This window comes from Gimesia sp. (assembly GCF_040219335.1).
Classification (GTDB): Bacteria; Planctomycetota; Planctomycetia; order Planctomycetales; family Planctomycetaceae; genus Gimesia.
Map to the genome: position 1 here is coordinate 53279 of NZ_JAVJSQ010000021.1, position 13871 is coordinate 67149.

The window sequence follows — 13871 nt, forward strand, 5'->3', positions numbered from 1 at the left end:
TGCAACAAACCGGGCTGAATCACTTACTTCTGAGGAGTTAGCAGGATGCTGCTTACTAACTGGCTAAAAACACTCACATCCCGTTTGCGGAGACGGACTGTAGTTCGTTCCCGCGATCGCAGGGCTCTGCGTCGTTACTGGCTGACGGTCTTGAACAATCAGATCTCCACGGTCGAAGTTCTGGAAGATCGGACCATGCTGACGACGATCACAGGGACGACACCAGACGGCACGGTGGCTGAAGAGGATCATCCGGTCAATCAGTACGGTGCTGAGGCACACTGGATCCCCATCAACTATTCCGAATCCGAAGCAACTCTCATTGCAGGTGAAGCTCCTCCTTTTTCTGTCAGCGACACGTTTAACCTGAGTTCACTGTCCGGGGCCAACCATACGATTTATCTCGATTTCAACGGCCATACGACAACTGGTACGTACTGGAATGAATACTACGCATCCGGTAGTAGCATCGTCACGCCTGCTTATGATACTGATGGCAACGTCGCTGTATTCAGTACTGCTGAGCATGAAGCGATGCAACGCGTTTGGCAACGGGTTGCTGAGGATTTTGCTCCATTTCATGTGAATGTGACAACTGTAGAGCCGCCAACCAGCGATCTGATTAAGAGTAACACCTCAGATACCAGATGGGGAGTGCGTGTCGTCATTGGTGAGAACACCTTCTACGACGACGCTGGTGGCGTAGCATTTCGTGAGTCGTTCAACTGGAACACGGACACACCAGCCTTTGTGTTCAACACGGAAATGTCTGAAGTCGCCTTGGCAGTCACCCACGAAGCGGGACACACACTGGGGTTGACCCACGATGGTACATCAACCGAGGAATATTACCGTGGTCACGGCAGCGGTACAACGGGCTGGGCTCCGATCATGGGGGTTGGCTATTACCAGAATCTGGTTCAATGGAGTAAGGGTGAATATACGGATTCCAGTAACAACCAGGACGATTTGAGTATTATCACAACTCAAAACGGGTTTGGTTATCGTGCCGATGATCATGGTAGCAGCATTGGCACTGCATCAACTGTTACCAGCGGTATGGCTTCCGGCATCGTTGAACGAAACACGGATGTGGATTATTTCCAGTTCACTACTAATGGTGGCGATGTCCTTATCGATCCATTTATCGAGGAACCCAACCTCGACATTCTTGCCAGATTATATGATGCAGGCGGTGCTCTGATTCAGACCAGTAATCCTGTTGGTGCTCTCAATGCTTCTTTTACCGGACTGTCGGCAGGCACGTACTACGTGTCTATCGAAGGGACAGGTGAAGGAAGCGTTTCGGGAACGGGTTACTCGGATTATGGGAGTCTGGGACAGTATACCATTACTTTCAGTGCGCAGGTTCCGACGCTGGATGTGATCAGCGATATGACACTAACGGAAAACGCTTCTTTACAGACGGTGAACCTGAGCGGTATCACTGCAGGCCTTGGAGAGTCGCAGCCTTTGCGAGTCATGGCGTCCAGCAGTAATACGGACCTGATTCGGGATCCGCTGGTCAGCTACACGTCACCGGACGGAACGGGGACATTGACGTTTACTCCAATTGCTCATCAGCGTGGTACAGCAACGATCACTGTGACGGTGGAGGATGGAGGTCTTGATGGTGACCTGGATACACCGAATGACAATGTCATGTTCAGCCGTACCTTCGATGTCACGGTGAATGCAGTCAATGGTGTGCCGACCATTTTCAGCCAGGGAGAACTCCTGCCTGATCCGGCAGCGAATCCGGCAGCAGGTGATGAAACAGGGAATGCAGTTGCCGTGGATGGGGACTGGATGGTCGTGGCTGCTGCATCTTATGACGATCGCGAGGGAATCGTTTATCTGTATGTTCGGAATGATGTGAATCAAACCCCGGATGATCTGACAGACGACACATGGGATTTTCATTCGACAATCTATGCCCCGACGAATGGAGTTGAACCAGGGTATTATTTCTTTGGCCAGTCTGTCGCCATTGACGGAAATGTGCTGATTATTGGTGCCTCTTATGCAGACGATGGTGACCTTGCCGGCTCTGTTTATCTGTACGAGTTAAATGAGGGGGCGGACCCGGGGCACGAGGATGATGTCTGGGTGCATCAGCGAACGTTCACGCAACCAGCAGACGGGCTCTTCGGGGCCCCCTTTCCCAGGGGCTTCGGTCCGTCTGTCTCAAACTTTGGTCACAGTCTGGCGATTCAGGGGCAGACAATTGTGGTTGGGGCCCCGAATGCCGATGTGGATGAAACAGCGAAAAGAGCAGGGGCCGTTTATGTCTTTATGACGGATGATGGCTGGAACACTTATTCCACCAGCAAACTTACGGCCTCGGATGCGACTGAATATGCTTATTTTGGAGAAGCCGTTGCGATCAGTGAAGATGAAAACACGATCATCGCGGGGGATCCCTATCATAACTTTGGGGATCCTTCTGGTTACCAGGATGGTGCCGTTTACCTGTTCAGCAGAGACACCAGCGGAACAGCGAGTCCGGGAGATGATAACTGGTCAGAGTTCAAAATGTTGACCGCTGTCGAAACAGACTCACGGTTCGGTTCTTCTGTGGACATTGAGAACGGAATCGCTGTGATTGGCTCTGACGGTGATGCTTATGTGATTCAGGAGTCAGAGAACTGGGATGTTCTCACTTCCCTGGCAGGCATTGGTGAGGCAAAGCCGGTTCGATTTGGCTGGGGAGTTGCGATCAGTGGGGATGTGATTCTCGTCGGTAGCCCGGACTATAATAATCCGGCTGATCCGGGATCCATCTATCTATTCGATGGCTGGAATGGTTGGGGATCTCCTGATTTAGAACAACTGTATGCCCTGGATCCGAATCTGAATGAATCCTTATTCACCGAAAGTATTGCCATCAGTGGCGGAACAATTATCGCTGGCTGGCGTAATCATGCCCACGATGGAGTTCAGACGGGGGCTGCCTACGCCTATGAATATCAGCCTGTCATCGATCTCAAGGCGGATATCACAGACGGTAGTCTGGTCATCAATAACCTGACCAATGAAAATGCCTCGGTCAGCCTGTCCGTGAGTGAAGGTGCGCTGGTCGTGACTCATCCGGACAATCGCCTGGTTCCGCCTGTAGAGGGAAATCAGGTCAATTTGACTCAATTCACGATTCCACTGTCCGCACTGATTTCAGGTGAGATCTATATCAACGGCGGCACCGGCAGTGAATTCGTGAGCGTTGATGCTTCCCTGGAGTCTGCGGGATTGAGGGTGATCTTCACCGGTGGAGAAGGGGGCGGTTTTGACAGTCTGGAGTTAACCGGGACTGCGAGTTCTGCCGAATATCTTTTTGAAAATGAACACGATGGCAAAATTCAACTGAATGGTTCGGGGCTGGATTTGATCAGCTATACCGGGCTGGAGCCTATTACGTCTTCCATCGATGCGGCGCAGGTAACACTGGCCTACAGCGATGCCGACGAAACGATCACTGTCAGCAGTCCCGCGAGTGGCCAACTCAGTGTGGATTCAACCGCCGGTGAAATTATTACTTTCCAGAACTTCAGCGGCAAACTGACGCTGGATGCAGGGGCCGGAATCAATACGCTGATCCTGAATGATCTGGGAGCCAGTCTCACTGCAGATTTTGAGATCCTCGACAGCGCGGGGACTGAGACGGTGATTCTGGGGGATACTCTGAATCTGGGGAGCGGGAAGACTACCATCGCTGCCGAAACGGTTCAGATTGCAGGGGCGGTGACGGGGGCAGGTGATGTCGAGATCGCTGCGACTACTATTGAATTCGCTAATACAAACAGTTCGCTCAATACGGGGGATGGTGATCTCAGTCTGCTGGCTGAGAATACGATTAATCTCGGGGAAGTGATCAGCACGGGGACGGTCGAGATCACGTCCTTAAATGGCGACATCAATGACAACAATGACGGCTTGAACAATATTACGGCATCGCGGGCGATTCTGTCTGCGGTCAATGGCCTCATCGGTTCTACCCTGGAGACAGAAGTCCGAAATCTGGAAGCGGTGGCATCTGGTGGTATTGATATCACCAATACCGGGGATCTGATCATTGGGGGCATCAGTGGGTTGGAGGGGATCGAATCGGCTTATGGTGCGGTCAGGATCTTTTCATTCGGGAGCATAGAAGTACAGGAGAATGTCTCCTCTTATACAAATCTGTTGCTTTGGACGCAGGACTCGGCAGTGGCCAGCCTGGATGAAGATATCCTGGTCCACTCAGGGGTGAGGTTGTATTCCGAGACAAACTATGTTGCCCTCTATGCCGACGATGACCTGACAGTCGAGGAGCAGGTGACGCTGGAGACGCTCTCTTCCAACATCTATCTGCGGGTTAATTATGATAGTGCCGATGGTGTCGGAGGTGTGCTCAATCTGGCTGGAGATCTGGTAACTCAGAGCCCCACTTATCGGGCTTTCGTTTACGGTAGCACGCAGGCGGATACCTTCTGGATCGCCCCCTGCCTGAATTCCCAAATGATTGTGAATGCTGATACACCCGCTTCTCCAGACCTGATTGGGGATACGCTGAATTACTTACTGCCCGACGGGGAGACGGCGACACCGGTTCCGTCAAGTGATGCAAATGGTACTATTTCATTTACGGGCGGTTATCAAAACATCTTTTATAATAACGTTGAAACACTGCAGCAGGGAGATCTTTCACAACTGGCTGGTCAGCTAAGGATCGAGGGGACCGCCGCCAATGATGTGCTCACGATCAATGCGACTGATTCGAATTCCGGAACCTGGCAGCTCAATGCCGGACCAGTAGTGGCATTTTCTGCGATTGACGAACTCGCCTTTTATGGTCTGACAGGTGACGACCGGCTGGTGATCAATCATCCCGACGGCGCGATTTTCAATCCGGCTGGTGGAATCCTGTTTGATGCCGGCGGTCAGGCAGGGGACGAACTGGAACTCACAGGAGGGACCGTTCAATCCGTACAACATCGGCTGGACGAGGGACAGAATGCGATCTATTTAAACGGCTCTGTTGCCCCTACTGTGCGTTATCAGGGCGTCGGAACTGTCATCGCGGATACCGATGCAGTGGCGACCACAGTGGTGGGTGACAGTCTCACTGTTTCCTCGGATGATGGTGTGCAAACGCGAGTCACCGGTAATACGGGAGTGCTCTTTACGAGTTATTCTGGTCTCCTGGCGGTAGAGGGAATTTCAGCATCAGCGACGATACAGCTCAATTCGCTGGGATCGGGAGTGTCGGGGACGCTGCTGATCGGTGGTAATCAACAGGAAACCGTGATCTTGAACGATGGTCTGAACCTGGGTAGTGCGGATCTCACGATCCGCGCAGGTTCCGCGCAGGTGACCGGTGAAGTCACGCGGGCTAGTGATCTTCAGATCGAAGCAAACACGATTACATTTGCAGATGCGAACAGTGGGATTGATGCCGGTTCCGGGAATATCGAACTGATTTCCAGTGAAGATCTGATTGTTGGCAATTTGACAACGACAGGAGCTGTGGTACTGACTTCGTTGAACGGGGATATTCGCAGAGTCAACGCGGGAGCGTTCCTGATCAAAGCCTTCTCTGCTGTGATGTCTGCAGAAGAAGGAGGGATTGGTTCTTCCATTAATTTGGTTACTGAGCTGAGTCACTTGGAAGCAATTGCATATGGTGAAGTAGTAATCAACAATACCGGGGACCTGATCATTGGTGGCGGTAGTGATCTGGTGGGAATTGAAACACTGGCAGGGGGCGTAAATATCTATAATCACGGCAGCCTGAAGGTCTGCGAAGATGTGATTTCATTTGGGAGCCTTTATTTAAGGACACTAGATGACACTAATCCATCGGCCAACAGTAATCTTATTGTAGATTCAGGGGTGTTCCTGCAGGGCGGTTCGTCAATAAGTCTCGTTTCCAGTGATGATCTGTTGATCGAACAGAATGCATTGCTGACTTCTTTCTACATTGGTCTCTTCCTTGATTCATCCAGTGATGATGTGAGTGGCGGCAGGCTCGATTTACTGGGAGAACTGGTCGTTTGGGGGGGAGCACATGCGCGTATTTACGGTGGCGATCAGGCGGATTCCTATTACATCAGTCCCAGTCAGAGGAATCGGATTCAGGTTTATGCCAACGCCCCAACCTCTCCCGGGGATACATTGTATTATTATACCCCGGAAGGTGTCACAGCGACGTTGTCCAGTTCCAGTACCACCGTGGGCACAGTGAGTTTTTCAGATGGTTATCAGGAGATACTGCATGTTGATGTAGAAAATATTGAAAATGCAGGCACTCCTCCTGAACCAGATCCTGCCTGGGTCTCAGTCGCTGGAACCTCTGGCAATGATATCTTGACGGTCAATGCGACCGATTCGAATTCCGGTACCTGGCAATTGAATGATGGCCCCGTCAACACATTTTCAAACATTGAGAGCTTTACATTCTTTGGTCTGGCAGGCGATGACCGGCTGGTGATTAATAATCCGGTCGATAGCGTGTTTCATCCGACTGGAGGCATCAACTATGGTGGGGGCACGGGGGGCGAGACGCTGGGCGATAGCCTGGAAATCATCGGAGGGGGGATCGAAGACAGCGAGTTTGAGTTCATTGCTGAGAACCGGGGCCGGATTTTTTATGGAGAGGGGGCTACACCAGCGATCAATCACTTCAATCTGGAAGAACTGTCTTCTGAACTCTCGGTTACAAATCAGCAGATTTATTACAGCTTTCCAGGCACACGGCCGCTCATAATCAGTGACGCCGGAGCAGGTGTGACTGCCTTTGATACTCGATTTGGCACCCCGTTGAAACTGATCTCGCCCATCGAGACACTGGCTCTGCAGTTTGGTAATAATCCGCTGAATGTTTATCAGATCAATCTAAATTCCCTGGGAGCGGGGTTCAGTGCCGACTTGATTATTAATGATCGGGATGACAATACCAGCATCACTCTCGGAGATGGACTAAACCTGGGTAGTGGCGCTGTCTCCATCACTGCGGAAACCGTGCAGGTCGCAGGAACCGTAACCGGTAACGGCGATCTTGATGTTATGGCAACCACGATCGATTTTCCCAATACGAACAGCTCTCTCAATACGGGGGATGGGAATCTCAGACTGCAGTCTGAGAATTCGATTAACCTCGGGGAAGTAATCAGTACGGGACTCGTTGAGATTACTTCGATAACCGGTGATATCACTGACAACAATGACAGCGCGAACAACATTGCGGCTTCGCGGGCAATTCTGTCTGCGGTCAATGGTCACATCGGTTATACCCTGGAGACCGAGGTCGGAAATCTGGAAGCGGTGGCATCTGGGGATATCGACATCACTAATACCGGCGACCTGATCATCGGTGGTGTCAGTGAACTGGAGGGGATTGAATCGACTTATGGCCGGGTCATCGTCCGGTCTTTTGGGGGCATCGAGGTACAGGAGAATGTGTCCTCATATACAAATCTGTTGCTTTGGACGCAGGACTCGGCAGTGGCCAGCCTGGATGAAGATATCCTGGTTCACTCAGGGGTGACGCTGCAATCGGAGACAAACTATGTTGCCCTGTATGCCGACGATGATGTGACAGTTCAGGAACAGGCCCTGCTTCAAACGACCGCTAATCATATCCATATTCATATTAATTATGACAGTGCCGATGGGGTCGGAGGTGTACTGGATCTGGCCGGGAAATTGATTACACAGGATCCCTCTTATCGCACTCTGGTTTGGGGTAGCTCCCAAGCGGATTCCTACCAGATTGTCCCCAGTTTGGATTCTAGAATTATCATTCAGGGTTATCTTTGGTCCCAGACGGAGACGCTGGATGATGAGCTGATTTACTATATACCCCAAGGCGAAGTTGCTACGCACAATATTAGTGGGCCGGATCAGGGCCAGATCTCTTTCAGTGGTTCGTATCAAGATATCGGGTATAATAATGTGCATACTCATTTCCTGGCCGGCAGCCTGACGCTGGAAGGAACAGCCGGTGATGATGTCTTAACGATCAATGCGACTGATTTCAACTCCGGCACATTTCAATTCAACGAGGGGCCGGTCGTTGCGTTTACAGATCTGTCAGACCTGACATTCAGGGGACTGGAAGGAGATGACCGGCTGGTTATCAATCATCCGTCGGAAGGTCTGTTTGCGCCTCTGGGGGGAGTCCTGTTCGAAGGAGGGGGGCAGACGACGGAAGACACGCTGGAGATTTACGGTGGAACAGCGTCTTCAGTCGAACATCGATTTATCAACGAAAATGATGGCAGCATTTTCTATAACGGCCAGACGACAGCAGCGATAACCTACACGGGGTTGGAACCGGTGCTGGATACGATTGCCGCGACTGATCGCAGCTTCAGTTTTACTGGCGATGCAGAGACGATCACCTTGTCTGATGAAGGCGATGCGGGCGATGGTGAGTCAATGATCGATTCAACACTCGGGGAATCGGTGGTTTTCACTCATCCGACAGGCACGCTGACGATCAATACCGAAGTCTTCGGCGGTACAGGATCGGATACCATCATTGTCAACCCGGTCGATTCGACTTTCACGGCTAATCTGACAATCAACGCCGGTAACGATGATACGGTGACACTGAATACGATTGATTCTGGATCCGGAAATGTAGAACTGAATGCCAATGAGATTGACATTGATGGCACCCTGACGACCAGCGGCATGGTTGCGATCCAGGCTGATTCTCTGATCCGTTTTGCAGAAACCGGTGTCATCGATGCTACGGCAAATACCGTTCAGCTCACTGCAGGTCTCTCTATTCAACTGGGAAAGATCATTACAGCGGGGGATGTCTGGCTGACTTCCACAGGCGGTGCGATTCTGGACGGTACTTTAAGTGAAAGCAGCCTGGTTCAAAGTAACAGCCTGTTTTTGCAGGCGGCAACTGGAATCGGTGGAGCAGGCGATGCGGACATCGATATCGAAGCGAATCACATCACTGCGGATTCATACCAGGGTCCGCTCATGATCGAAAACTTCGGGGACCTGTTTGTTCAGCTTTCAGAACTCCCTGATCTTATTCTCAATGAAGATGCGGGCGAACAGACGATTCCTCTCTCTCTGATTACGACTGCGGGAGGGACATCTCAACCGTTAAGCGTGACGGCCACGAGTAGTCAGCCATCCCTGATTGCAAATTCCCAGATAAACTATGTCGCCGGTGATACCACAGACAGCCTGGTTTTCACACCGGAGCCCGAGCAGACCGGAACAGCCACGATCACCCTCATTATCACAGATGGAGGCGTGGATCATCTGCTGGAGACAACGGGAGATAACCGGTCTATCGAGTTGACATTCGATATCACGGTCAACCCGCAGAATGATGACCCCGAACTGGATCAACCCGGTGATCTTTTGGTGAGTGCAAATGCACCTGAGCAGACGGTTCTCTTGAGTGGTATTACCGCCGGTGGTGGCGAAGTGCAGCCCTTGCGTGTTACGGCAGAAAGCAATAATCCGGGTTTAATTGCAGATCCGGTGGTGAACTATACGTCGGCTGATGCTACCGGCAGTCTGAGCTTCACTCCTGTCGCCGATCAGACGGGGACCGCCACCATTACGGTCATCGTGGAAGATGGTGGCCTGGATGGCGATCTGGGGACAACAGCTGACAATGCCACATTGACTCGAACGTTTGTTGTTACAGTGAGAGTGCTGGAAACAGTCTCCTTGCGGGTCATGGACAATCCAACTGCAACTGACGGGAATGGAGAAACGGAATCGTTGTCAGCTGAGGTGGACTGGCTGGGTGAGTGGGACAGTTACTGGCTCGAACTCTGGGTGAGCACCGAAGACCTGAGCTCCCAGGGGATCGCATCGGTTTCGCTGGATCTGGCGTATCTGACGGATCTGACTTCAGCGACTGGCATCGAATTCGGGGCAGCATTTAACCAGAATCAGTCTGGGTTCATTAACGACGAAAATGGTCTGGTTGAAGGCCTGTCAGCGACAACCGATTTAACGGACCTGGGAATCAATACGCAGCTGCTGTTCGCACGAATCCAATTTGAATCACTGGCCGAGGATAACGTTCTGCTGGATCTGGAGGGGCAACGAATCGGTCCATATGATCTCGGTCTCCAAATTCAGACTTCGCAAATCGGACTGGGAAGTGAAAGGGTGGGCCAGAACGCGAACGTGGATCATTCCGCCGCTGCGATCTGGGCCAACCCGTACGACCTGAATGATGATGGCCAGATCAGCTTCCGGGATCTGTTGCTGTTTGCGAGTGTTTATAACAGCATTACTGCGGAGTCGAGTTCACAGCTTGCCTGGTTCAGCGACTTCAACCAGAGTGGTCGCGTCGCTTTCCGGGACCTGGTCTTACTGGCGACGAATTACAATAAATCGAAATTGCAGCAGCAGGAAGTGATTTATCCCAATAATTATCCCCAGGATTGGGATCAGCAACTGCAGGTTTCATCGGTTGTGGATGCTCCCTCAACGGCAACGGAACTGACTCAAGATCAGGCACAGACCGCTCTGCAGAGTGCTGCGGATGATGTGCGACCTAAACTGAGTGACGAGGGACAGCAGAAACTGTCACAAGTCCAGGTCGAGGTTGTTGATCTGTCGGGGAACACACTGGGCAGGGTAGAAGGGGACACGATCTATCTGGATGTCAATGCGGCCGGCCATGGCTGGTTTGTTGATCAGACGCCCCGGGATCACAGCGAGTTTCAATATAACAGCCAGCTGTCACTCATCGCTTTGCCTGACAGTGAGGCAGCTGGTTTGATTGATCTCTGGACGGTGATTCGACACGAACTGGGGCACCTGCTGGGTTACGAACATACAGACGACGGATTGATGGAAGCAGTGCTGGATCCTGGTGAACGAAAATTAGCGGACTGGTCAGAGGAGACCGATGACTTTTTTGCGTCCCTGGAAGACGATACCGAGCTGCTTTCGTTTTAACTGTCACCCATGACAAACGCAGTGGGACCAGGATAGAATCTGATTGAGTGCCGGGGAAGACGTTTTGTGAAGACCGTCCATTCCTCCTTCATACGATTAAGCGTGAATGGTATTGAACTGCGGCCTCTCCCTGAAATAAAATCTGAATCAGATTTCTCCAACTGCAAGATAGGTTTTCCTTGAAGTGAGACTCCTGATGATGAGATTTGCATGTGTCGTGATTCTGTTTTTTGCAGGGAGTGCGAGTGTCTGGGCTGATTCGGTCCGTCTGCCTGCCAACCAGGACAACTCGATAGTCATGGTTGACAAAGAGTGGTCGGTCAATGCTGGTTCGAGTGGCCGTATTCGGATCAAGGGGAACCAGCACATCGTGGCACTGAGCTTCGATCTGGCGGCTGTACAGGGGAAGACAATCACGCGGGCCGAACTGGTTTGTTATCCCGCCGCAGAGACGATTTCGGCAGTCACGCTCTCCACGATCGCGACCCCCTGGCAGGAGATGACATCAACGGGTTTGACTGCGGGCATTGAGGGCGTCAACGGATGGGGCTATCCTAATGCACGATTTCCTGCTGTTTCAGGCGGAAATGCATTTACCCTGGTCCAGCAGTCCGAGTTTGAACTGCGTGACGGTCAGTACCACTGCGAGGTGCCGGTCGATCTGATTCATGCCATGACCACAGGCGTTGCCTTCGGACTGGCACTGCATGAACACGAAACGGATTACGGACGGAACCCCACGATCTTCTCGCGTGAACAGTCCAGCAAACAGCCGTACCTGCTGGTTGAGACCGAAGACCGTTCTGACGACGCACCACTGCCTGCCACAGCATTGCAGCTGGTCCCCGTTGATGGAGCGTCTGCTCAACTGACACTGAAGGCACCACAGCGTGGCTTTGCCTACAGCGTTCTGGTGGATGGGCATCCATTAGGACGGCATAATATCCCTTTGGTGAATCCCGGCGTCAGGCAGACGATTCCGCTACGCGACCTTCCCGAGCGCGTGACAAAGTCGGGGCAGCATACAGTGGAAGTGATCACGGTCAACCGCACAGGACAGCAGTCGCAACCCGTTAAAGTAACAGGGAAACTTTTCAGTACTGCAGCAGTCCGTTTTCCACAAGTACGCCCGCTGCCTGCTGCCAGAGCTCCCGTGTCTGGTCTGGCAGTGATTCCCGTGACTGACAAGTACGACCAGAAGGGACGCGCCGTGGGGGACTTGCCCCCGGATTATCGGACACATAATTCCCTGTTCGATGGCCAGCGAATTCACCTGACGGCCGCCGCCGGTGAAGTGGTCGGCTTTCAGGTACTCCTGCGTGGTGACAAAGAAGTTTCCGTCGAGTGCAAGCTCGATGCTCAGAATTGGCGTATGGATCTGTTTCAGGCAAAATACGTTCCGACCCAGGGGCGTCAAATTCCAGATCCGCTGGTACCTCTGCCGAAAACGATTCCTTTAGATCGAGAGCAGGATCAGGCAGTCTTTGTCGACTGCTACGTTGCGTTCGAGGCAACAGCAGGGGACTATACCGGGAAGCTCACGGTTTCCGATGGTCGTGAAGTTCCGCTCAAGTTGACCGTGCTGCCTGTCCGACTTCCGCGGAAGGCGTCGTTCCTGTGTGAAATGAACGGCTATGGTCTCCCGGACCATGTTGACGATTATTACGCGCTGCAGCAGGTGGCCTACGACCATCGGGTGCATGCGAACATTCTGCATTATTCTCATCATACCGCAGCCCCTGGTGCCCGGAAGAGTAACCTCGATATGCGTCTCCGCTCCGGTCGCCGAATGAATAATCGACGGTACGATGCCATTGAGCCGGGGGCGAAGCGGGCTTACTGGGACGACTTTGCCGAAGCGTTTGGCCCGTATCTTGATGGATCGTGTTTTGAGGATGGTCACCGCGGTCGGATTCCGGCGCCGGGGTTCTACCTGACGTTTCATGAAAGCTGGCCGCTGAACTGCCGGGCGTATTTTAATGGGGATCCTGATGCGTATCGTGCCTTTAAAGACACTCCGGTTTATGCTGAGACGTATGTGAATGTGCTGGATGATTTTGTGCGACTGGCAAAATCCCGGGGCTGGTCCCAGGCTGGTTTTCAGGTGTATTTCAACAACAAAGGGTCTCTGAACGAGAAGACCAAAGCGCCATGGATTCTGGATGAACCGTCGGCTTATTGGGACTATCATGCGCTGCAGTATTATGGCGAGCTGACGGACCGCGGACTGAGACGCGCCGACGAGATTCAGGTCGACTACCGGATCGATATTTCCCGACCAGAATATACCCGGGGAGAACTCGCGGGGCGGGGAGACCTGTGGGTTGTTTCGGCCTCGGCGTTTCAGAACTATCGCAGGCTGGTCACCGACCGGATGGAGAGGGATGGATTACAGGTCTGGGTTTATGGTACTTCGAACCCGGTTCACGAGAGTAATCGTCAGTTGCAGGCCTGGGCTGTGGATGCCTGGCGACATGGGGCGACCGGTCTCGTTCCCTGGCAGACGGTCGATAAATCAGGTAAGGCGTTGCGACAGGCTGATCAGTTGGGACTGTTCATCTTCGATCAAACACCGGAGGGAAAAACGGTGATCCGCCACTCGACACGTCTGAAAGCCTATCGCGAAGCGGAGCAACTCATCGAATATCTGACACTGGTGCAACAGCGGCAGGGCTGGTCAGCCAGTCAGATGCGGACCTTTATCGATCACTATGTCACCTTGACTGGATCGGTGCGGAAGCAAAACGATGACGATGCGGGGACAGCGGAATACGAACGGCAGACTCTGTTGAATTTTGATCGGCTGAGACAGGCGGCTGTTGCACTATTACGATAGACGGTCTCCACAGCAGCCCGAGCTGTTCTCCTCGCATGGCTAATGGAAAGCCTTACCTGTTAAGCTGCTTGATCTTCATCTACGAGAGTGCGCTTCAGTTGAA

At 52.4% G+C, this 13871-nt stretch carries 2 protein-coding genes; both read left to right on the plus strand.

The features are described from left to right. Positions 1–45 precede the first annotated feature (45 nt). The gene (locus RID21_RS18570) at positions 46–10932 is read left to right on the plus strand and encodes a beta strand repeat-containing protein (protein ID WP_350191393.1); all 10887 of its coding nucleotides are present in this window, start codon (positions 46–48) and stop codon (positions 10930–10932) included. A gap of 196 nt (positions 10933–11128) precedes the next feature. Next, entirely contained in the window at positions 11129–13768 is a 2640-nt protein-coding gene (locus RID21_RS18575; RefSeq protein WP_350191395.1) for a hypothetical protein, read from the plus strand. Positions 13769–13871 lie beyond the last annotated feature (103 nt).

Coding starts and splice junctions, on each gene's coding strand:
- RID21_RS18575 (WP_350191395.1), top strand. CDS start 11,129: ATGATGAGATTTGCATGTGTCGTGATTCTGTTTTTTGCAGGGAGTGCG.
- RID21_RS18570 (WP_350191393.1), top strand. CDS start 46: ATGCTGCTTACTAACTGGCTAAAAACACTCACATCCCGTTTGCGGAGA.